Genomic DNA, 22305 nt, shown 5'->3' on the forward strand with positions numbered 1-22305 from the left:
GATGGCCGATATCGTCTTCCGCAACGTGACCAAACGCTACGGCAATACACTCGCCGTCGACGACGCCTCGTTCACCGTCAACGACAATGAGTTCTTCTGCTTCTTCGGACCGCCGCTGTCAGGCAAGTCGACCATTCTGCGCCTGGTGCTCGGGCTGGAGACACCTGACACCGGTGAAGTCCTGATCGGAGGCAGGTCGGTCAACGCGATGTCGCCGGCCGAGCGCAACGTGGCGATGGTGTTCCAGAACCTGGCGCTGTTTCCGCATATGAGCGCGCTCGAAAATGTCCGCTTTCCCCTGGTCGAACGCCGGGTGGCCGAGGCCGAGATCAAGCGGCGGGTCACGGACGTCGCGGCGAAGCTGCATATCGGCCATATCCTGCACAAGCCGCCGGGACAGCTTTCGGGCGGCGAGCGGCAGCGCGTGGCGATCGCGCGGGCTCTGGTGCGCGATCCCAATGCCTATCTGATGGACGATCCGATCTCGGCGCTCGACGCCAGGTTGCGCGAGGAAACGCGCGTCGAGCTGAAGCGCATCCAGCGCGAACTCGGCAAGACGCTGATCTACGTCACGCACGACCAGGAAGAGGCGATGTCGGTCGCCGATCGCATCGGCATCCTGGAGGACGGCAAGATCAGGCAGATCGGTACGCCGGCAGAGATTTACGACCGCCCGGCCAGTACCTATGTGGCAAGGCTGCTTGGCTCGCCGATGATGAACATCCTCAGATCGGCGCGCGGCGAGGGCGGTGTCGAAGCGGCTGAAGGGACGATCCGCATCGAAGACAGGACAGCGCCCGCCGACGCCGTGGAGATCGGCCTGAGGCCGGAAGACATCAAGGTTAGACCGTGGGCGGATGGGGGCCCGGGCCGCCCGGCGCGAGTGTTCGAGGTCGAGCCGCTTGGCGGCTATACCGTGGTGACGCTCGCTGCCGGGCAGGCGCGGCTGAAGGCATTGCTGCGCGGCCAGCCCGACGTCCGGCCGGATGCCATGGTGGCGATATCCTGCGAGCCGGCCAGAGTGCATTATTTCGAACAGAGCGGCGGAGCGTTGGCACGATGACGGCCGCCGCAAGGAAAGAGTTTCGGGAGGAAGAGATGGCAAGCAAGGGCTTCGAGCCGGACGTGAAGGTCCGCACGAAGGAATACAGGATCGGCTGCGTCGGTGCCGGCATGATCATGGCCGAGTGCCATCTGGCCGCCTACAAGGAAGCTGGATTCCCGGTGGTGGCAATCGCCTCGCGCACCAAGGCCAGCGCCGAGAAGGTGGCGACACGCTGGAGCATCCCCACGGTCCACGACACGCCGGAAAAACTGATCGAGGCCGAGAATGTCGAGATCATCGATCTTGCCTTCCCGCCCGACCTGCAGCCGGCGCTGATCCGTCACGCGCTGAAGCAGAAGCACATCAAGGCGATCCTGGCGCAGAAGCCGTTGGCCTTGTCGGTCGACGAAGCGGTCAAGCTGCGTGACGAGGCGGCCAAGGCCGGCAAGATCCTCTCGGTCAATCAGAACATGCGCTACGACCAGTCGATGCGCGTCTTGAAGCAGATCATCGACAGCGGCGCGTTGGGCGACATCGTCTTCGCCCAGATCGACATGCACGCCATCCCGCACTGGCAGAGCTTCCTCGAGGATTACGACCGGCTGACGCTGGCCAATATGAGCGTGCATCATCTCGACGTTCTGCGCTTCCTGTTCGGCGATCCAGATGAAATCACCACGCTGACGCGGAAGGATCCGCGCACGACATTCGACCATTCCGACGGCATCACCGTGTCGACGCTGCGCTTCCCGTCCGGCGTGCTTGCCGTGTCGCTGGAGGATGTCTGGTCCGGTCCGCGCCAGGATGGCTACAAGGACGACCAGCACATCAACTGGCGCGTCGACGGCACCAAAGGGGTAGCCAAGGGCACCATTGGCTGGCCGACGGGCGCTGCCTCGACGCTGACCTACGCCTCGACCGAGACGACCGGTGGCGAATGGGTCAGCCCGAGCTGGGACATGATGTGGTTCCCGCATGCCTTTATCGGCGTGATGGAGCAGCTCCAGCATGCGGTGAAGACCGGCACGCCGCCGGCGCTGTCGGTCGCCGACAACGTCAAGACCATGGCGCTGGTCGAGGCGGGCTATCGCTCGATCGACGAGGGCCGCACGGTCAAGCTTTCCGAAATCGCTATCTGATCACCGCAACTGAAACACCAGACAACTGAATCGCTTACAGGGAGGAATTCACACCATGATGCAGGCAGGTATTTTCACGGGCTATTTCCCATACGGCCTCGAAGAGACGGCGAAGAAGATCCGCGGGCTCGATTTCAACACGGTGCAGCTCGACCTGCATTTCAAGGACGTCGACCTGTCGGCTGGGCAGATCACCAAGGACAAGGCCAAGAAGGTGCGCGACGTCTTCCGCGATCATCACCTGCCGGTGTGCTGCATTTCCGGCTACACAAACATCATCCATCCTGACAAGGCCGAGCGCGACAAGCGTGTCGGCTATCTCAAGGAGATCATCCGCAACGCCCGCCATTTCGGCAGCCCGTATGTGATCTCGGAAACCGGCACCTACAACACCGAATCCGACTGGGTGCATCACCCCAAGAACAAGACCGAGGAAGGGTTCGAGGAGTGCCGCAAGGTGGTCGCCGAGCTCGCCCAGACGGCCTATGACCACGGCGCGGTCTTCCTGCTCGAAACCTACGTCAACAACGTCGTCGGCTCGGTCGAGGAGACGGTGAAGATGTTCGCGCAGGTCGACCATCCCGGCCTTGGTCTGCTGATGGACCCGACCAATTATTTCGAGACGCATAACATCGACAGGATGGACCAGATCCTGAACCAGGTGTTCGACACGCTGACCGACAAGATCAGAATAGCTCACGCCAAGGACGTCAAGCGTTCGGGCGGCGACAAGTCCGAGAAGCACGCCGATATCGGCGACGAGGACGCGCTGGAGAGCCACACCTTCCGTGGCGTCGGCGAGATCGAGCTGCCGGCACCGGGCCTCGGTTCGCTGAACTATGATCTCTACCTCCAGCGGCTGGCGGAAAAGCATCCGAACATTCCTGTGATCATCGAGCATCTCTCGGAAGACGACGTGCCGCGCGCCAAGAAATTCCTCGACGGGAAGTTCCGCGCCAACGGCCTGTGACGGTCACTGCGCGCCGTCGGTTCGCGGCGGCGCGGCCCAAAGCAAGGGAGGAAAGAATGTTGAAATTCGCATTGAAACTGGCGGCTGCCGCAACGCTGTTCGCCGGTGTTTCTATGGGCGCGCCGGCAATGGCGCAGGATGGCCAGAAGACGTTTTACCTGCTGTCGCATGGCGGTCCCTCAGATGCATTCTGGCTGGACTGGAATGCCGGCGCGACCAAGGCCTGCGACCAGCTCAAGGTGACCTGCAAGATCTCCTTCAGCGGCGGCGACATGGCGGCGCAGAAGGAGGCCTTCAATTCCGCGCTTGCGGCCAAGCCCGACGGCATCGCCACCACCTCGGCCCAGCCGGGCTTGTGGACCGAGGAAGTGAAGGCTGCCAAGGCGGCCGGGATCCCGATCGTGTTCTTCAACACAGACGATCCGGCGACCGGACGGCAGGCCTATGTCGGCGCCGATCTCAAGGAGGCGGGCGTCATCTGGGCCAAGTATCTCGTCGACCACAAGATGGTGAAGCAGGGCGACAAGGTGTTCCTGCCGGTGGAAGTGCCTGGCGCCAGCTATCAGCAGCTGGAGACCGAAGGCATCGCCAGCGTCTTTGATCCGTTGGGGATCAAATATGATGTGGTCGATTGCGGCACCGACCCGGCCGGCATCATTGCCAAGATGACCGACTATATGGTGGCCAACAATCCGCCGGCGATCATCGCGCTCGGCGATTCCGTGGCGGCCAGCGTCAAGCGGGTGTTCGACGGCGCAGGTGTGCCGGCCGGCAAGATCCCGGTCGTCGGCTGGGGCAATTCGAAGGAAACCGCCGAGGCCGTCAAATCCGGCTTCGTCAACGCGGCCGCCTGGCAGTTTCCGTCTGCACAGGGCTTCATGCCGGTGGCGCTGCTCGGGCTCGCCGCGTCGGGCGAACCGATCGGCTACGACATCCATACTTTCAGCCTTTACGACGCCTCGAGCGTCGAACCGATCCTGAAGCTCTACGACACGAAGTGAAAACCGGTGCCCGCGGCGCAGGCCGCGGGCGTCTCTTGAAAGCATGGTTCAAGCAGTCATGACGATCGCCGCAGAAGACGAAATGCCTGTCGGGAAACGCAGATCGAGCCTCCTGCGCTCGCCGCAATTCTCTTCGCTCATCATCCTCATTGTCCTGCTTGCGGTGTTCGCCATCGCCGATGCCAATTTCCTGTCGCCGCTCAACATCTCCAACATGATGGCGTTCCTGCCTGAACTCGGCATCATCGCGCTCGGCATGACGTTGCTGTTGACGGCGGGTGAGTTCGACCTGTCGGTCGGCGCCGTGTTCGGGTTGGCGCCGGTCGTCGTCATGCTCCTGGTGCAGAATGGCGGCGTGGATATCGGTGTCGCGCTTCTGGCCGGGCTTCTGCTGTGCATCGCCATAGGCGCCATCAACGGGCTGATCGTCACCAAGATCGGCATTTCGTCCTTCCTAGTCACGCTGTCGATGCTGCTCGTTGTGCGCGGGGCGGCGCTCTACATCACGCAGGGCTTTCCGCTGAAATCCTGGGACCAGCCCGGCTTCTTCGTGACGCTGCTGGCCGGCAGCTTCAATGTCGGTTCGTTCCGGTTCTACACCTCGCTGTGGTGGTTCATCGGCCTGTCGCTGCTGGCGATCTATGTCCTGCGCTATGCCAAGCTCGGCAACTGGATCAGCGCCATCGGCTCCAACCGCAACGCCGCGGTGGCGCGCGGCGTGCCGGCCGACGCCGTCAAGGTGTGGCTGTTCATCCTGACTTCGGTCCTTGCGGGACTGGCCGGCATGATCAGCGCCTTCCGCATCTCGGCCGCCTCACCGGTGGCCGGCACCGGCTACGAGCTCGAAGTGATCGCCATGGTGGTGGTCGGCGGCACGGCGCTGACCGGCGGGCGTGGCACGATCCTCGGCACCATCGTCGGCGCGCTGATGCTGCGCGCGATCCGCAACGGCATCGTGCTGATCGGCGTGCCGGGCCTCGCCTACAACATCTTCGTCGGCCTCATCATCCTCGCCATGCTCATCCTGCACGCTTTGCTGCAGAAGAACGCTGCAAGGGGCTGATCATGGAAGTTCTCCGGCTGCAGAATCTGCAAAAATCCTTCGGCAGCGTTCGGGCGCTGAAGAACGCGTCCTTTGCTCTCAAGGAGGGCGAGGTGGTGGCCTTGCTCGGCGACAATGGCGCCGGCAAATCGACGCTGATCAAGGCGATCTCGGGCGTGTTTCCAGCTGATCGGGGCGACATCTATGTGCGCGGCGAAAAGGTTTCGATCCGCTCGACGCGCGATGCGATGGACCTCGGCATAGAGACCATCCACCAGGATACGTCGCTGGCGCCGGATCTCAGCATTGCGCGCAATCTTTTCCTTGGGCGCGAACCGGTCAAGCTGAAATGGCTGGGCGTGTTCGCGCCGCTCGATTTCGCCAAATTGCGCGACGCGGCGTCGGCGCTGTTGAAGCGCGTCGGCATCTCGAAAAAACTCGACGCCGATGCGCTGGTCTTAACGCTGTCGGGTGGCGAGCGGCAGTCGATCGCGATTTCTCGCGCCATGCAGTTCGCCGCCAAGGTCATTATCCTCGACGAACCGACCAACAATCTCGGTGTCGAGGAAACCCATGGTGTGCTGCGCTTCGTCAAGGAGGTGCGTGAGGCCGGTCATTCCGTGCTTTTGATCACCCACAACATCCACCACGTGTTCCAGGTTGCCGACCGCATCATCGTCATGCGCCGCGGCGAGATCGTCGCCGAGCAGACGGTTGCCGATACCGATCTCCTGACCGTGGAAAGCATCATCACCGGCGCCGACATGTCGGCCCTGCTGAAAGAGACGAGAGCGAAGTGAAGAAGCTGGCCGTCACATGGTAGAACTCTATGGCAAGACGCTTTCGCGCCGGCAGGTATCGGAACGTTCGGGCATGCTGTCGCAATTTGCCGGCGTGCGGCTGATGACGCTTGCCGACGGGGTGGAACGCGGCATTCGCATGCTGGAGTTCCGCACCGGCTCAGGCCTGCGCTTCACCGCGCTGGTCGACCGGGCGCTCGACATCGCCGACTGCGACTTCAAGGGCCAGGCGATCGGCTGGCATTCGCCGAGTGGCTTTCGCCACCCCGCCCTGCACGATTATGAGGGGGAAGGGGGGCTCGCCTGGGCGCGCTCGTTTTCAGGCCTGCTTGTCACCTGCGGCCTCGACCACATATTGGGCCGCGAAGAGGTGCCTGCCGATAGCTACAACTACCCGGGCAAGAAGACCGTGATCCATTCGCTGCATGGCCGCGTCGGCACCATTCCAGCGCGGCTGACCGGTTATGGCGAGGCCTGGGATGGCGACCGCTGCGTGCTTTGGGCCGAAGGCATCGTTCAGCAATCGGCGGTGTTCGGCGAGGATTTGCATCTGATCCGGCGTATCGAGGCCGATGTCGGCGGCAACGAGATCCGGCTGTCGGACCGCGTCGTCAACCATGGCTTCAATCGCACGCCGCATATGTATTTCTACCACGTCAATGTCAGCCACCCCTTGCTCGACGAGGGTTCGCGTTATCTGGCACCGATCCGCGATGTCGTCTGGGCCGGTCATGACGGCGAGCGTTACCAGGCGCAGAAGGTCGGCTACCGCACGATGCCGGCGCCACAGTCGGGTTTCAGCGAGCAGGTCTGGCAACATGAGATGGCGGCCGATGCCAATGGCGAGGTGCCTGTGGCTGTGGTCAACGATCGGCTCGGACTCGGCTTCGAAGTGGTGACGCGCAAGGACCAGCTGCCTTGCGCCTATCAATGGCAGAATTTCCAGGCGGGGCAGTATGCGCTGGGCATCGAACCCTCGACACACCATGTCTTGGGCAATCTCGCGGCGCGCGAGCGTGGCGAGATGATCTGGCTGGAGCATGGCGAAAGCCGTTCTTATGACGCGGTGTTCCGAGTGCTCGACGGCGCCGGCGCGATCGCGGCGGCCGAAGCAAAGATCGCGTCGATCGCCAGGCAGCCGCAACAGGATTATCCTGTGCCGTCGGGCAATTTTCCGGGATTGGCGGACAGGGCATGATGCGAAACGAATGCTCCGGCTGGCGGGCCGGAAATCGGAGGTCGATGTGATGGAGAAAAAGCGCGACTATAGCCTGGTCGGGGAAAGCACGCGCACCGCGATCGAGACCGGGCTGGCCTCGGCCGAGTGGTATCACACCGATGTGCCGCGCAAGGCGATGAAAGAGCTGATGCAACGCTCGGACGGGCCGGCGATCCGCGACACGATCATCTGGATCGTTGCCATATTGGGCTCTGCCGCCGGGATCGTCTGGTTCTGGGGCACGTGGTGGGTGGTGCCGTTCCTGCTCGTCTATGGCGTGCTCTACGGCTCGTCAAGCGACTCGCGCTGGCACGAGTGCGGCCACGGCACCGCTTTCCGCACGCGCTGGATGAACGATGCCGTCTACCAGATCGCCAGCTTCATGCTGATGCGCAACCCGGTGACCTGGCGCTGGAGCCATGCCCGCCATCACACCGACACGATCATTGTCGGCCGCGACGCCGAGATCGCGGTGATGCGTCCGCCGGACCTGCTGCGCGCCGCACTCGCCTTCACCGGCATTCTCGATTTCCGCTATTCGCTGCCGACGCTGGTGCGCAATGCGTTCGGCAGCATCTCGCCCGACGAGAAAAGCTTTATCCCCGAGATGGAGCTTCACAAGGTGGTCACCGCCGCGCGCTGGCATATCGCCATCTATGTCGCGGCGATCGTGCTGGCGCTCTATCTGTGGTCGTTCCTGCCGCTGGTGCTGATCGGCCTGCCGCGCCTCTACGGCAGCTGGCACATGGTGCTGACCGGCCTGCTACAGCATATCGGCCTGGCCGATAATGTCACCGACCACCGGCTGAACACGCGCACCGCCTACATGAACCCGATCAGCCGCTTCATCTACTGGAACATGAACTACCATGTCGAACATCACATGTTCCCGATGGTGCCGTATCACGCGCTGCCGAGGCTGCATGAATTGATCAAGCACGATCTGCCCGCGCCGAACCCTTCGATGTGGCATGCCTATCGCGAGGTCTGGCCGGTGCTGCTGAAGCAGCTTCAGTACGAGGACTATTTCCTCAAGCGCGAGCTGCCGCCGACGGCGCGGCCGTATCGGGACGAGTTCCATGCGCTGACCGTTCCGGCGGCGGCGGAATAGAGTTGCAGGAGACAGAGATGGCCGACTGGGTTGAAGCGTGTGGCGTCGACGATGTCGAGGAAGAGGATGTCATCCGCTTCGATCATGGCGGCCGTACCTTCGCCATCTATCGCAGTCCCGATGACGAGTACTTCGCAACCGACGGGTACTGCACGCATGAGAAGGCGCATCTGGCCGATGGGCTGGTGATGGACGACATCATCGAATGCCCCAAGCACAATGGCCGCTTCAACTACAAGACGGGTGTGGCCCGAGGCGCACCGGTATGCGTCAATCTCGCCACCTATCCGGTGAAGGTCGAGGCTGGCAAAGTGATGATCCAGATCGGCTGACCTGCCGCCGAATGCAACTGAGGGAACCCATTTGATGAGCCGAAAAAGACCGACGGTGGCGGATTTGCGCGCCATGAAGGGCAAGCGCCAGCTGACCATGCTGCGTGTGCTGACGATGGACGAGGCAGAGGCCGCGGAGCGGGCAGGGGTCGACATCGTCTCGGTGCCGCCCGAACTGGTGCTCAACCCGCAATACCGGGACGCCGCACCCAGCCTGTTCACCATGCCGGGCGACAATTTCTACGAGATCGGCACGGCGGACGATTTCGTGCGCTGGGCTTTCCGGCTCTACAAGGCCGGCGCCGACGCGGTCTATTGCAGCGCCGGCTACGCTACGATCAAGCGGATGGCCGATGACAATATCCCGGTGATCGGCCATGTCGGGCTGATCCCGTCACGGGCCACCTGGACCGGCGGCTTCAAGGCGGTCGGCAAGACCGCCGATACCGCCATGGAGGTCTTCGCGGCAGTGAAGCAGCTGGAGGCCGCAGGCGCCATCGGCGCCGAGATCGAGGTCGTACCGGTCGAGGTGGCCAAGGCGATCTCGGAGCGCACATCGTTGATCATGCTGTCGATGGGAGCGGGCACCGGTTGCGATGCGCAATATCTGTTCGCCGACGACATCCTCGGCCAGAACCGTGGCCACATGCCCCGCCACTCCAAGGTCTACCGCAACTTCGCCGCCGAGTATGATCGTTTGCAGGCCGAGCGTATCGCCGCGTTCTCGGAATACGTTGCCGACGTCAACAGTCTCGCCTATCCCGAAGACAAGCATGTGGTGCATATGGATCCGGCTGAACTCAGCCTGTTCATGAAAAGGGTCGGCGGAGCGTGAAATCTCAAGGCAATGATGCGACGGACGAGGCCGCGCCGGTTCATATTCTCACGCTTTCCTGCGAGGATCGGCCGGGAATCGTCGCCGCGGTCACGGCGGAGCTTGCCGCGAACGGCGCCAACATCGCCGAAAGCAGCCAGTTCTGGGACCGGCAGACCAATCGCTTTTTCATGCGGATCGCCTTCATCAGTCCGCCAGGCTCGACCAGGGACAGCCTGGAACGGGCGTTGAAATCAAGCGTCGATCGCTTTGGCATGAAGGCCGCGCTGGTCGATCAGGGACGCCGGCCGAAGATCATCGTCATGGTCTCCAAGTTCGACCACGCGCTTCTGCACCTGCTGTACCAGATCAGGGTCGGCTGGCTGAACGCGGAGGTTGCCGCCGTCGTCTCCAACCACGAGGATGCCCGCCGCTTCGCCGAGCTGGAGGGCGTTCCCTACCACCATTGGCCGACCACGAGGGAAAACAAGGCCGAACAGGAACAGAAGCTGCTGGACCTGGTGCAGCAAACAGGGGCCGAACTGGTCATCCTGGCGCGCTACATGCAGGTCTTCTCGAAAGGCCTGTCGGACCGGCTGTTCGGACGGGCGATCAACATCCACCATTCGTTCCTGCCGAGCTTCAAGGGCGCCAAGCCGTATCACCAGGCCTTCGACCGCGGCGTCAAGCTGATCGGTGCGACGGCGCATTACGTCACCTCCGACCTCGACGAGGGCCCGATCATCGATCAGGAGACCGAACGCGTCACCCATGCGATGAGCGCCGAGGATTTCGTCGCCGTCGGGCGCGACATCGAAAGCCGGGTGCTGGCGCGCGCGGTCAAGCTGCATCTCGAAGCCCGCGTCATGCTCAACGGCCACAAGACCGTCGTCTTCTGAGAAGCCGCGTCAGGCCGGCCAATTTCCGCCGGCGAGCGCGACGTAGAGCGCCTCGGCGTCGATGCCGAGAGGACGGTCCTCTTTCAGCATGGGGACGAGAGCGCGTATCGCCGCGTGAAGTGCGGCGGTGCGTGGCGCCAATGTGAAGCGGTCGCGCAGGTCTATGGCCTGTGCGGCGGCCATCAGTTCGAAGGCGATCAGCCGGCGCCACAGCTCGATCATCCCGGCGCATTTCGCAACCGCCAGAGGTGTCTGCGTGGCGTGATCCTCGACGCCCTCCGAAACCGGAAGAAAGTCGAGCATCACCGGATTGGCCTTGTGGCGGATGGCGGCCAGGATCGAGGTCACTGTCTTCTGCAGCGGCACGAAGCCGGCCGAGGCGCCGCCGACCGGCGACAGATATTTCGGCAGGCCATTGCGGCCCGAGCCAGTGAGCTGGATAAAGCGGGCGGCACTGGCCGCGGCACATTGGGCGATCGCCAGGCCGAGCGTCTCGAAGGCGAGCGCCAGTGCGGCAGTGTGGAAATTGCCGGTCGACAGCACCAACTCATCATCGCCCAGCACCAGCGGATTGTCGGCGGCGGCGTTGAGTTCGATCTCGACAGCCTGTCTCGCCTGACCGATCGCCTCGATCAGCGCGCCATGGATCGACGGCATGCAGCGGATCGACAGCGGGTCCTGCAAGGTGGCCGGCACCAGCGCCTCGTCGCGGACGAGCAGATCGTGCAGCACCTTGGCTGCTTCCTGCTGGCCGGCCGCCGGGCGCGCCATGTGCAGGCGCGGATCGAGGATGGTGCGGTTGGCACCAAAACCTTCCATGGTCAGCGCGCCGGCCTGCTGCTGCTGGGCAAGGGCCGACAGCGCATCCGTCACCGCAAGCGCGCCGCTGCCGGCGGATACCGCCGAAGCGTTGATCAGCGACAGCCCGTCCTTGGGCGCCAGGCTGATAGGGGCGAGGCGCGCCATCATCAGGGCCTTGGCCGCCGGCATGCGACGGCCCTGATAGTCGGCTTCGCCTTCGCCGGTGAGCATGCGGGCGAGTGCCGTCATCAGCACCAGGTCGCCGGCGCCGATGGAGCCGAGCGACGGCATGACGGGATGGACGCCGGCATTGAGCGCGTCGACCAAAGCGACGAAGACGGAGGGCGAAAGGCCGGAGCCGCCAACCGACAGCATCGCGGCGCGGGCAAGCATAGTAGCGCGCACGGCTTCAACCGGCAGCACCTCGCCGACGGCGCCGCTGCGTCCTTCAAGCAACTGGCGCTGGAAGGCGCCGGCGTCGCCGTCGACAGCAGTGCCGAGATTGGCGCCGAGCCCGGTGTTCAGGCCATAGATCTGCTGGCCTGACGCGGCGGCCTGGTCGAGCACTTTTCGTGCCTTCTCCAGCCTGCCGATGATTTCGGGTCCAATCTCCACCTTGCGCCCATCGCGGGCGACCGCAGCGACATCGCCAACGCTGACGCCGGTTCCGGTGAGGACGAGCGCGCTCATGCGAAGCGCAGCCTCTGGCCGATACCTTGCACTTGCGCCTTGGCCAGCATCGCCTTGCCCAGTGCAATGTCGGACAGCGACAGGCCGCGATGCCAGAACAGGATCGTTTCGTCGTCGCTTTCTCGCCCGACTTTCAGACCGGCGGCGATCTGGCCGAGCTCGGCATGCAGCGTCTTCTCGCTCAGCCGCCCGGTCTCGACATGGGCGCGCAGTGAGCCGAACTTGCCGCCCTTGCATTGGCCCCAATCGTCGACGACCATTTTCTGCATGATGTCGGTCAGCGACAGTTCGACCGCGCTCATCGTGCCATAGGGCACGACCAGCGCGCCGGGCTTGATCCATTCGGTCTTGAGCAGCGGTTGCGGCTCCGGCAGCCGCGAGGCTTCGACGACGATGTCGGCGCCCTCGATGCAGCTCTTCCAGTCGGCCACCGCCGTCACCGTCTTGCCGAGATCGGCGGAGAGTTTGGCGGCAAAACCGTCGCGGCTTTCCGGCCGGCGCGAATGGACGCGGATCTCGTCGAAGTCGAAGAGATGGTCGAGCAGGCGCACGTTCCAGTAGGCGGTGCCGCGCGCGCCGATATGGGCCAGCACCTTGGAATTCTTGCGCGCCAGATGTTTGGCGCCGATGGCGGTGACAGCGCCTGTGCGCATGTCGGTGATGACGGTGGCGTCGAGGATGGCGCGCGGCGTGCCGGTGCGTGGATCGAACAGATTGAGGATGCCGAATTCGGAAGGCAGGCCGTGCAGGTAGTTGTCGACATAGTCGCCGACGATTTTCACGCCCGCCGTGTCGAGCGGCGCGACGTAGGAACGCAAGACATTGAAATGACCGTGGAAGGACGGGTCCGGTTCGAGATGGACGCGCGGCTCGATCACCGTCTGGCCGTTGCCTTGCGCCACCAGGCCAGCCTCGACGGCGGCAATGATTTCACCATCGGTCATGGCAAGGGCATCGATGTCGAGGGCATTGAGGTAGTCGATATAGATGGGCTTCATTTTACGCAGACACTTTCCTCGGCCACCCCGTCCATCCCATAGCAGGCCATGGCGCGACCCGAAAGTTTCGCGACACGAAAGTTTGTTGCGCTATCTCTGGACGCGGCCGGCCAAATGCTGTTCAAACCGGTTCCGTCATGACTGCCATTGCCGAGACTGAAAACCTACCCGAAACGGCCACCAAGGCGCGGCGCGTGGCGCTGATCGTCGCTATCGCCTTCTTCATGCAGTTGCTGGATTCGACGATCATCTCGACCTCGCTGCCACAGATGGGCGCGTCGTTCGGCGTGTCGGCCGTGGCGATGAGCATCGGCATCACCGTCTACATGCTGACCATGGCGATGTTCGTGCCGCTGTCGGGCTGGCTCGCCGACCGGTTCGGCGCGCGCAACATCTTCCTGCTGGCGATCGTCCTGTTCACCCTGGCATCGCTTGCCTGCGGCTTCTCTGAGAATCTTACCCAATTCGTTGCCGCACGTGTCGTGCAAGGGCTGGGCAGCGCGCTGATGACGCCGGTCGGGCGAATTCTCGTCCTGCGCAATGCGTCGAAATCCGAATTGCTCAACGCCACGGCGCTGATCACCTGGCCAGCACTGTTTGCGCCGGTGGTCGGGCCGGTACTCGGCGGCTTCATCACCACCACTCTGTCCTGGCACTGGAATTTCTTCATCAACATCCCGCTCGGCGTAATCGGGCTGGCGCTGGTCGCCCGCTTCATTCCGGGCGACCGTGAGGCTGACCCCAAGCCGCTCGACTGGCCGGGTTTTTTCCTGACATCGGCCGGACTTGCCCTGCTGCTCTATGGCCTTGAACGCATTGCCCATCCGGAGGACGGCGTGCTGCCGACAGCGCTGCTGATCGTTGCCGGCATCGTCATAGGCTGGCTGGCGGTACGGCATCTCCGGCGGGCGCCGCATCCGCTGCTCGATCTCTCCTCGTTCAAGGTGCTGACCTTCGCCATCTCGACATTGGCCGCCGGCACCATTTTCCGGGTGGCGATCAACGCCACGCCGTTCCTGCTGCCACTGCTGTTCCAGGTCGGCTTTGGCCTCTCGCCCGTCGATGCCGGCTTGATGATCCTGGCCTATTTCCTCGGCAATCTCGGCATGAAGACGGTGACGACGCCAACGCTGCGGCGTTTCGGTTTCCGCTCGGTGATGGTCGTCAACGGCCTGATAGCCTCGGCGGCGATCATGGCTTGCGCTGCGATCTCGCCGCAGACGCCGCAAGCGCTGGTGGTGGCGCTGATGCTGATCGCCGGCCTGTCGCGCTCGATGCAGTTCACCGCGCTCAACACACTGGCCTTCGCCGACATCGATGCGGGGCAGCGCAGTTCGGCAGCGACGCTGTCCTCGATGCTGCAGCAGATGTCGATGCTGTTCGGCGTCGCCATGGCGGCGGCGATCCTCAATTTGTCACAGATCGCGAGGAGCCGGCCAGCTCTCGACCTCGTTGATTTTCGAATCGCCTTCCTGGCGATCGGTGCCATCGGGCTGGTGGCGGCATTGCATTTTCTCTCGTTGCCGCCGGGTGCCGGCGCCGAGGTTTCCGGCCATAGGCGTGGGAATTGAGATCGGATTTTCCCACCTGATGCGGAGATAAATCCCGCCTTGTCCTTTCGCCTTAGTGCAGCGCTTTCGCGAGCGGCCGCAATGGCGCGACCAATTGCCAAAAGCGCAGAGTTCCGCGCATTGCGCCAGCTTCGCCAATCGATGCGCCCACTCCGCGAATCGGCGCCAGCCCGGTTTCCGAACGCGGATTCATTTGACGAACCGGCGCTGAGCCGATTAGCTTTCTTTCTCGGGGTGGCAGCGCTGCCATCGGGGCAAACGCAGACATGAACACGATCGGCTGGCCAGACTTCCGGAGCCTGAATCAGGAAGGCATTGTCTTTGCCATAGCGGTGGTGCTGTTCTCTGCCGCGGCAATAGGCTTGCCGGGCTTCATCGACCCCAACAACCTTGTCGCCATCGTCCGCTCTGTGTCGGTGCTCGGCATCCTGGCGCTTGGCATGGCCGTCGTCATCATCGGCCGCGGCATCGATCTCTCGGCGGTGGCGATCATGGCGATGTCTGTCGCCTGGTATCTGCAACTCCTGAATGTGGGAACACCGGACGGGCTGGCCTTTGCCTATGTGCTGGCCGGCGTGCTGGCGATCGGCCTGCTCAACGGCTTTCTCGTTGCCTATGCCGATGTGCCGGCAATCTTCGTGACACTGGCGACCGGCTCGTTCGTCTTCGGCTATGTGCGCTCGCAACTGATCACGCAGGATGCAGTGCCGGTACCGCAAGGCCACTGGGTCGAGCTGCTCGGTGGCCTGCGCTTCCTCGATATTCCCATCGAGGTGTTCGTCTTCGCCGGCCTGGCGCTCCTGTTTTTCCTGTTCCTGCGCTACACCAAATGGGGCCGCTACATCTATTTCGCCGGCGACAATCCGGTTGCTGCCCGCAACATCGGCCTTCCGGTGCGGCCGATGCTGGTGCTGCGCTATGTACTTTCCGCCTTCGTGGCACTGATCGCCGGCCTGCTGACGGCGGCCAGCCTGCATTCGATCAACACGCGCATCGTCAATTCGACCCTGCTCTACGACATCGTGCTGGTGGCGGTGATCGGCGGCATCGGTCTGTCCGGCGGGCGGGGCGGCGTGCGCAACGTGCTGGTGGGTGCGGCGCTGATCGGCATCCTGCTCAACGCCATGACCATCATCGACATTCCGCTGCTCTACCAGAACCTGATCAAGGCGGCGATCCTGCTGGGGGCCATCATCGTCGACGGCATCATCAATCCACGTGACGAGCAGACCGCCCAGCAAGGCGACATTTAGGGGTACCCGGTCCGATCCATCCCGATCGGCCGGCAATGAAAATCGAAACGAGAGGATTTGACATGAAATTCATCAGGACATTGATGGCAGCCGCCACGGCACTCGCCGTCACCGCCTTCGTGGCGCCAACCTTCGCCGCCGACGATCCGGGCCCGGCCGCCTACGCACAGGCTCTCAAGGGCAAGCGCGTCATGCTGGTGCCGCTGGCGATGGGCTTCGACCTGGCGCAGGGCTGGGCGCATTATCTGAAGACCGAAGTCGAGGCGTGGGGCGGCGTGTTCGAGACGCGCGATCCGAACTGGGTCGTCGACGCCGGCGCGCAGGCGATCACCGATGCCATCTCGTCGGACACCAGGCCGGATGTGCTGATCATCCATGCGCCGGACCTCAACTCCTATTCCAAGCTGATGAAGAAGGCGCAGGCCGCGGGCACCTACGTGATACTGGTCGACAATCCGGCGAACTTCCCGGCTGATGCCTTTGTCGGCAGCGACTGGGATCGGCTCGGCCAGCTCGAGGCCGAAGCGGCGATCAAGGGCTGCGGCCCGAACTCGTCAAAGAAGATCGGCCTTGTGCAGGGTGACCAGGCCAACTCCTCCAGCCTTTATCAGTATGCCGGCATCATGAAGGTGCTGGACAAGAATCCCGAGTTCAAGGTGGTGGCCAAGCCCGATTCCAACTGGGACGCGACGACGTCGCGCAATGTGACGACGACGATGCTGCAGCAGAACCCGGACATCTGCTCGATCATCGATTTCTGGGATGGTGACGCTACCGGCGCGGCTGCCGCGATCCGCGACGCCAAGCTCGACGGCAAGGTGTTCCTGGTCACCACGGGCGGTGGCGAGAAGGCGGCCGATTGCGACAAGCTGCAGGACGGCACCTATGGCGCCGTGGTGATGACCGACCTTGCCCGCCAGTCGGGTGACATGAACGCCATCATCAAGTTCCTGCTGCAGAGCGGCCAGCCGGCCGGCACCTCGCACACCTACATCTACACGCTGGAGAAGGCGACGACCAAGGCCGACCTGAAGCCCGACAGCTGCTGGGACCTGAAGGCGCTGCAGGCGGCGGCTGCAAAGTAAGCCGCACCTTTTCGACTGAAGTATTAACGAGGTGGCCGGAAGGATTCGGTCACCTCGTCCTCTCATGGAATAGCAGCTGCCGATGTCCTTTCGCGAACGCCTCCAGTCCTGGCGCTACAATCTCGTGCCCGACCATGTCGTCGGCGAGATCCTGACCAAACGCTGGACCGACAACGCCATTCCGTTCCTGGCGCTGGTGGCGACGCTGGCAACCTTCGGCTCGATCATTCCCGGCTTCTTCAAGCTGACGGCGCTGCAGGAATCGACCCGCCAGCTTGGCGAGTTCTCGATGGTCGTCACCGGCATGACGGTGGTGATGCTGGGTGGCGGCATCGACCTGTCGGTCGGCTCGATCTTCGCGCTGTCCTGCTTTTCCGCCGTCTATGTCTTCTTCATCCTCGAACAGTCGATCTGGCTGGCGCTGGCCGCATCGCTCGCCACCGGTCTCATCTTCGGCGCCATCAACGGCTATCTCGTCGGTTATCTCAGGCTGCGCGCCTTTCTGACAACGCTGGTCACCTTCATCTTCGGGCGGGCGCTGTTCGACATCCTGGTCACCACCTATGCCGCCGACGTGCAGCTTTCGACCGCGACATCGGATGTGCTCGATTTCATCGGCGACAGCACGTTCTGGGGGCTGTCGGTCTCGGTGTGGCTGGCGATCATCCTGGCCATCGTCACCCATATCGCGCTGACCCGTTCACGGCCGGGCTGGCATGTGCTGGCGGTCGGCGGTTCCAGGCGCTCGGCGCACAATGCCGGCATCCGCGTGCGCCGCACGGTGTTCATGACCTATGTTTTTTCCGGCTTCTGCGCCTCGATCGGCGGCTTCCTCATCGCCTGCCGGCTGAGCGGGGCAGGGCCGGGCACCGGCCTCAACCTCGAGATCATGGCGCTGACGGCGGCGGTGGTCGGCGGCGTCAGCCTCGGCGGCGGACGGGGCTCGGTGATCAAAGGGCTGATGGGCGCCATCATCGTCTTGACCATGACCAACGGGTTGATCCGGCTGGGCTATGGCACCGGCACCAACCAGATGGTGCTTGGCATCATGCTGGCGGTGGCGGTGACGATCGACATCCGCTGGCTGAAGAACCGCCACAAGGTGCTGAACGAAGTCTATGTCGCGCCGGTCTATCTCAAGATGGGCGAAACGCAGTCGGCCGCACCCGGCTCGGGCACGCCTTACGAGCTTGATAACAGGTTGTCGGCCGCAGAGCATATCGGGCTTGGCGAGCTGGAGGGGCCGGAAGACGTCATCCTCGACCGCGACGACAATCTCTATTGCGGCACGCGCCATGGCGAGATCGTCCGCTTTTTCGCGCCGGACTATGTCAAATCGGAAGTGTTTGCCCATATCGGCGGCTTTCCGCTCGGCCTCGCCTTCGACAAATCGGGCAATCTGATCAGCTGCGTCGGCGCCATGGGGCTTTACTCCGTCTCGCCGGATCGGGAGGTCAAACGCCTGTCGGCCGAAACGTCGCGCTCGTGGACCTCGATCGTCGACGATGCGCGGCTGCGTGACCCCAACGACTGCGACATCGCACCCGACGGCCGCATCTATTTCACCGACTCGACCAAGCGCTACGACGCCCATGACTGGGCGCTGGACTCGATCGAGAACCGCGCCACCGGCCGGCTGCTGGTCTATGATCCCAAGGACGGTTCGACGAAGACGCTGCTCGACGGCTATTGCTACACCAATGGTGTGTGCATGGCGCATGACGGCAAGTCGCTGTTCTTCGCCGAAAGCTGGGCCTGCCGCGTGCATCGCTATTGGCTGGAAGGGCCGAAGGCCGGCACCGCCGAATGCGTCATCCGCGATATGCCGGGCTATCCCGACAACATCAACCGTGCCTCCGACGGCAATTACTGGATGGCGTGGCTCGGCATGCGCACGCCGAGTTTCGACCTGTCGCTGCGCCACCCCGACATGCGCAAGCGTATGACGCGCCGCCTGCCGCAGGACGAATGGCTGTTCCCCAACATCAACACCGGCGGCGTGGTGAAGTTCAACGAAAAGGGCGGCATCGTCGAGGCGATGGGCGACCTCACCGGCGGCGCGCACCCGATGGTCACCTCGATGCGCGAGCACAAGGGATATCTCTTCGTCGGCGGTATCCTCAACAACCGCATCGGCCGCTACAAGATCGCAGGCGCCGACCCGAACTGGACCAGTCCCGCTTCCTATTGGGGAGCAAAGCCATGATCCTGGATCCTGTGCTGGACCTGTTTCGCGGCAAGGCGGTGACCATCCCGCCGCTCGACGGTGCCTTCCGCCCCAACACGTTGTTGGACGATGCGCCTGCGTTTGCCGAGCTGACCGAGCCCGACAATCTGCTGGTCTCAGGTGACAGACTGCTCGCCTCCAGCGGCAACGCCATCCACTCGGCTGCTGCCGGCGCAACACCAACCGTGGTCGAGACCTTTCCAACTGCCGTCACCGCGCTGGCATTCTCGCCATCCGGCGAACTGACGGTCGGGCTGGAGAGCGGCAAGCTGCTGGTATCAGGCGAGGAGGTTTCGCTGCCGGCTGAGCTCAGCTGCATGACCGCACTTGCCTATGCGGATGACGGCACGCTGTGGCTGGCCAATGGCTCGGCCGAGCACGCGCCATCGCAATGGGCCGCCGATCTGATGAAGAAAGGTGCTTCCGGTTCGCTGTGGAAGCGAGACGCCGCGGGCGGTGATTTCCGCAAGCTCGCCGGCGACATTGCCTTTCCCTACGGGCTGCATCCTGTCGGCAGGGATGTTCTGATCAGCGAAAGCTGGCGTCACCAGCTTGTCCGTTTCGACGGCGCGACGGGTAGCCGCTCGACGGTTCTCGCGCATCTGCCCGGCTATCCCGCGCGGCTGTCGCCGTCCGCCGATGGTGGCGCCTGGCTGACCTTGTTTGCGCCGCGCAACCGGCTGATCGAATTCGTGCTGCAGGAAACGCATTACCGTCAGGACATGCTGAGCCAGGTGCCGCCCGCCTACTGGATCGCGCCGGCGCTGGCCTCCAGCCGCAGCTTCCTCGAGCCGCTGCAATGCGGCGGCATCCGCACCATGGGCATTCACAAGCCATGGTCGCCGAGCCGCTCCTACGGGCTGGTGGTCAGGCTCGACCAGAAGATGCAGCCGCAATTCAGCCTGCACAGCCGCGCCAACGGCACGCGCCACGGCATCTGCAGTGTTGCGGAAAAAGACAGCCTTCTGTTCGTCGCCTCCAAAGGGGGCGACTGCATCCTTTCCGTCGCCACGGGAGGTTTCTGATGGAACCGATCGTCCGTCTGGAGAATGTCACCAAGAACTACCGCGGCGTGCCCGCGGTGAAGAATGTCAGCTTCGACCTGCGCAAGGGTGAGATCCATGCGCTGCTCGGCGAAAATGGCGCGGGAAAATCGACGCTGACGAAGATCATCGCTGGGGTGGTCGAATCCACTTCAGGCAAGATGTTCCACAAGGGACAAGAGATCGCATACGCCTCGCCGCACGCAGCGCTTGAAGCCGGCATCGCGATGGTGTTCCAGGAGACGAGCCTGGTGCCATCGATGACGGTGGCGCAGAACCTTTATCTCGGCACCGAGAAGTTCCTCAACCGGCTGCGCGGTACCTACATTTCGGCGCAGCAATTCCTGCAATCGCTGAACTTTCCCGTCGACCCGAACGCGATGGTGGCGACGCTGGGTGCTGCCAAGCGGCAGATGGTCGAGATTGCGCGCGCCGTCCACCACAATGCCGAGATCATCATCTTCGACGAGCCGACAGCGACGCTGACGCCGGAGGAGAAGCGTCATTTCTTCGCGCTGATCCGCCGGCTGAAAGCGAACGGCGTCTCCATCGTCTTCATCAGCCACGCGCTGGAAGAGGCGCTTGATATTGCCGACCGCATCACCATCCTGCGCGACGGCGAGCTGGTCATCACCGACGACACGTCTGCTTTCGACCGCGACAGGATCATTTCCGCCATGGTCGGGCGCACGCTGTCGGGACAGATCTACCGCCAGCGCGACGAGGCAAAGCTTCGCAAGGCGGGCAAAAAGGTGCTGTCGGTGCAGGACATCTCGATGAGCAATGTCGTGCGCAACAATTCCTTCTCGATCTTCGAAGGCCAGATCACCGGCGTATTCGGGCTGATCGGCTCCGGCCGCACCGAAACCTTCAAGATCGTCTCCGGCATCTACAAGCGCGACTTTCTGCGCGGCGGCGCCATCGAGCTCGACGACAGGCCGGTGCGCTATCTCGTGCCGAGCGAAGCGGTGGCCGACGGCATCGTCTATGTCACCGAGGACCGCAAGAGCGAAGGCATCTTCGAGACGATGGGCATTGCCGAGAACCTGTTCGGCGGACTGCTGGCGGCGGGCCGCGAAAAGGCGTGGGTGATCAATGCGCAGGAAATGCGCGCGCTGTCGGCCGAATGGACGAAGACGCTCAACATCAAGGCGATCAACGACAAGGCGCGCGTCGTCGAACTGTCAGGCGGCAACCAGCAGAAGGTGGTGATCGGCAAGGGGCTGGTGCAGCAGCCGCGCATCGTCATCTTCGACGAGCCGACGCGCGGCGTCGATGTCGGCGCGATCGCCGAGATCCATCAGATCATCAACCGGCTGGCCGACGAGGGCCTGGCCGTGGTGGTGATTTCCTCCTATATGCCGGAGGTCATGAACCTGTCCGACCGGATTTTGGTGTGCCGGCAAGGGCGCATTGTGGAAGAGTTTTCCCCTGCGGAGGCGACGGAGGAGAAGATCATGTACGCGGCCGTGCATTAGGGTTTGGCTGGTGGTCGGTGGTCCGCATACGTCGGTAATTGGGCGAAGGCCTCTACCTCTTCGTCATCCACGGGCGGAGCAAGGAGCGCAGCGACGCGGCGCAGACCCGAGGATCCATGCCGCGACTTCCAAGCGTCGCTGCGGTGCAGGATTCTGTTCCGCTGTACGCTTTGCGAGACGGCACGGAATGGATCCTCGGGTCTCCGCGACGGAGCTTCGCTCCTGCTTCGCCCGTGGATGACGAAGGTGAGGGGCTCGGCTGATCTTCAACGCTATTGCGCGCCAAAAACTGAGTCAAAGAAGCTGGTTAGCCGCCTTTGCTCGAAACTTGATTCAACCAGCCAGTTCATCCATTGAAACGAAAGGATCACGCCATGGCCACCACAAGACTTCTGAGCGATGCCGAGGTCGAGAAAATCCCGGCCGTGAAAGCCGTCTTCGACGACATCCGCGCGACGCGCAAATCCGACTTCGTCAACAATTTCTGGCGCGGGTTGGCCAATGATCCCGCGGCGCTGAAGCGGATCTGGGAACAGCTGAAGGTGGTGATGGTTGCCGACAGCGCCATCGATCCGCTGACCAAGGAGATGATCTACATTGCGGTGTCGACAGCCAATGGCTGCTCGTACTGCGTCCACTCGCACACGGCCGCAGCCCGCGCCAAGGGCATGACCGACGCGCAGCATGGCGAGTTGGTGTCGATCATCGGATTGGCTGGGCAGACCAACCATCTGGTGACGGCGATGCAAATCCCGGTCGATCCGCAGTTCGAGGTGAAGGCCTGATT

General features: G+C 63.2%; 20 protein-coding genes. 18 read left to right on the top strand and 2 right to left on the bottom strand.

The features are described 5' to 3' along the window. Position 1 precedes the first annotated feature (1 nt). The 11 genes from EOA13_RS20495 (at position 2) to purU (ending at position 10372) form a co-directional block, all read left to right on the top strand. The gene (locus tag EOA13_RS20495) at positions 2 to 1063 is read left to right on the top strand and encodes an ABC transporter ATP-binding protein (RefSeq protein ID WP_127295404.1); all 1062 of its coding nucleotides are present in this window, start codon (positions 2 to 4) and stop codon (positions 1061 to 1063) included. Between the two features lie 35 nt (positions 1064 to 1098). Continuing rightward, positions 1099 to 2184 (top strand): Gfo/Idh/MocA family oxidoreductase, encoded by a 1086-nt coding sequence (locus EOA13_RS20500; RefSeq protein WP_127295406.1) that lies wholly within the window; start codon positions 1099 to 1101, stop codon positions 2182 to 2184. Positions 2185 to 2239: 55 nt separating this feature from the next. Further along, positions 2240 to 3154 carry a sugar phosphate isomerase/epimerase gene (locus EOA13_RS20505; RefSeq protein WP_023814032.1) on the top strand — a complete coding sequence of 305 codons (915 nt, stop codon included), beginning with the start codon at positions 2240 to 2242 and terminating at the stop codon, positions 3152 to 3154. Between the two features lie 56 nt (positions 3155 to 3210). Further along, positions 3211 to 4155, top strand: a complete 945-nt coding sequence (locus EOA13_RS20510) for a substrate-binding domain-containing protein (RefSeq protein ID WP_127295408.1) — start codon at positions 3211 to 3213, stop codon at positions 4153 to 4155. Between the two features lie 82 nt (positions 4156 to 4237). Next, a complete protein-coding gene (locus EOA13_RS20515; RefSeq protein ID WP_245490435.1) occupies positions 4238 to 5218 on the top strand; it encodes an ABC transporter permease in 981 nt (326 codons plus the stop codon). A 2-nt stretch (positions 5219 to 5220) separates the two neighbouring features. Continuing rightward, entirely contained in the window at positions 5221 to 5997 is a 777-nt protein-coding gene (locus EOA13_RS20520; RefSeq protein WP_127295412.1) for an ATP-binding cassette domain-containing protein, read from the top strand. A gap of 16 nt (positions 5998 to 6013) precedes the next feature. Continuing rightward, positions 6014 to 7195, top strand: coding sequence for an aldose 1-epimerase family protein (locus EOA13_RS20525; protein ID WP_127295414.1), 1182 nt, complete (start codon positions 6014 to 6016; stop codon positions 7193 to 7195). Between the two features lie 49 nt (positions 7196 to 7244). After that, positions 7245 to 8327: a fatty acid desaturase family protein gene (locus tag EOA13_RS20530; RefSeq protein WP_245490438.1), complete on the top strand. Its 1083-nt coding sequence runs from the start codon at positions 7245 to 7247 to the stop codon at positions 8325 to 8327. A gap of 17 nt (positions 8328 to 8344) precedes the next feature. Continuing rightward, complete coding sequence (locus EOA13_RS20535; RefSeq protein ID WP_013530832.1) at positions 8345 to 8659, top strand: MocE family 2Fe-2S type ferredoxin; 315 nt, start codon at positions 8345 to 8347, stop codon at positions 8657 to 8659. A gap of 34 nt (positions 8660 to 8693) precedes the next feature. Further along, positions 8694 to 9494 carry a 3-methyl-2-oxobutanoate hydroxymethyltransferase gene (locus tag EOA13_RS20540; protein WP_127295418.1) on the top strand — a complete coding sequence of 267 codons (801 nt, stop codon included), beginning with the start codon at positions 8694 to 8696 and terminating at the stop codon, positions 9492 to 9494. Further along, positions 9491 to 10372, top strand: coding sequence for a formyltetrahydrofolate deformylase (purU, locus tag EOA13_RS20545; RefSeq protein ID WP_127295420.1), 882 nt, complete (start codon positions 9491 to 9493; stop codon positions 10370 to 10372). The genes EOA13_RS20540 and purU overlap by 4 nt, the downstream gene beginning before the upstream one ends. A 9-nt stretch (positions 10373 to 10381) precedes the next feature. Here the strand turns inward: purU and hutH are convergent, their stop codons facing one another. Then, on the bottom strand, positions 10382 to 11863 hold the full coding sequence (gene hutH / locus EOA13_RS20550) for a histidine ammonia-lyase (protein ID WP_127295422.1): 1482 nt from the start codon (positions 11861 to 11863) through the stop codon (positions 10382 to 10384). Further along, a complete protein-coding gene (locus EOA13_RS20555; RefSeq protein WP_127295424.1) occupies positions 11860 to 12861 on the bottom strand; it encodes an ornithine cyclodeaminase family protein in 1002 nt (333 codons plus the stop codon). The genes hutH and EOA13_RS20555 overlap by 4 nt, the downstream gene beginning before the upstream one ends. 137 nt (positions 12862 to 12998) lie before the next feature. Between EOA13_RS20555 and EOA13_RS20560 the strand changes: the two genes are divergently transcribed. From EOA13_RS20560 to EOA13_RS20590, 7 genes are all read left to right on the top strand, one after another. Next, complete coding sequence (locus EOA13_RS20560) at positions 12999 to 14432, top strand: DHA2 family efflux MFS transporter permease subunit (RefSeq protein WP_127295426.1); 1434 nt, start codon at positions 12999 to 13001, stop codon at positions 14430 to 14432. A gap of 266 nt (positions 14433 to 14698) precedes the next feature. After that, complete coding sequence (locus EOA13_RS20565) at positions 14699 to 15685, top strand: ABC transporter permease (protein ID WP_127295428.1); 987 nt, start codon at positions 14699 to 14701, stop codon at positions 15683 to 15685. A gap of 62 nt (positions 15686 to 15747) precedes the next feature. Then, a complete protein-coding gene (locus EOA13_RS20570; RefSeq protein WP_127295430.1) occupies positions 15748 to 16770 on the top strand; it encodes a sugar ABC transporter substrate-binding protein in 1023 nt (340 codons plus the stop codon). Positions 16771 to 16852: 82 nt separating this feature from the next. Then, entirely contained in the window at positions 16853 to 18976 is a 2124-nt protein-coding gene (locus EOA13_RS20575; RefSeq protein ID WP_127295432.1) for an SMP-30/gluconolactonase/LRE family protein, read from the top strand. Further along, positions 18973 to 20022 carry a hypothetical protein gene (locus tag EOA13_RS20580; protein WP_127295434.1) on the top strand — a complete coding sequence of 350 codons (1050 nt, stop codon included), beginning with the start codon at positions 18973 to 18975 and terminating at the stop codon, positions 20020 to 20022. Before EOA13_RS20575 ends, EOA13_RS20580 begins: the two co-directional genes overlap by 4 nt. Next, positions 20022 to 21518: a sugar ABC transporter ATP-binding protein gene (locus EOA13_RS20585; RefSeq protein WP_127295436.1), complete on the top strand. Its 1497-nt coding sequence runs from the start codon at positions 20022 to 20024 to the stop codon at positions 21516 to 21518. The genes EOA13_RS20580 and EOA13_RS20585 overlap by 1 nt, the downstream gene beginning before the upstream one ends. Before the next feature lie 374 nt (positions 21519 to 21892). After that, positions 21893 to 22303: a carboxymuconolactone decarboxylase family protein gene (locus EOA13_RS20590; RefSeq protein ID WP_127295438.1), complete on the top strand. Its 411-nt coding sequence runs from the start codon at positions 21893 to 21895 to the stop codon at positions 22301 to 22303. Positions 22304 to 22305 lie beyond the last annotated feature (2 nt).

The organism is Mesorhizobium sp. M7A.F.Ca.US.011.01.1.1, assembly GCF_003998295.1.
In the GTDB taxonomy this organism is placed as follows: domain Bacteria; phylum Pseudomonadota; class Alphaproteobacteria; order Rhizobiales; family Rhizobiaceae; genus Mesorhizobium.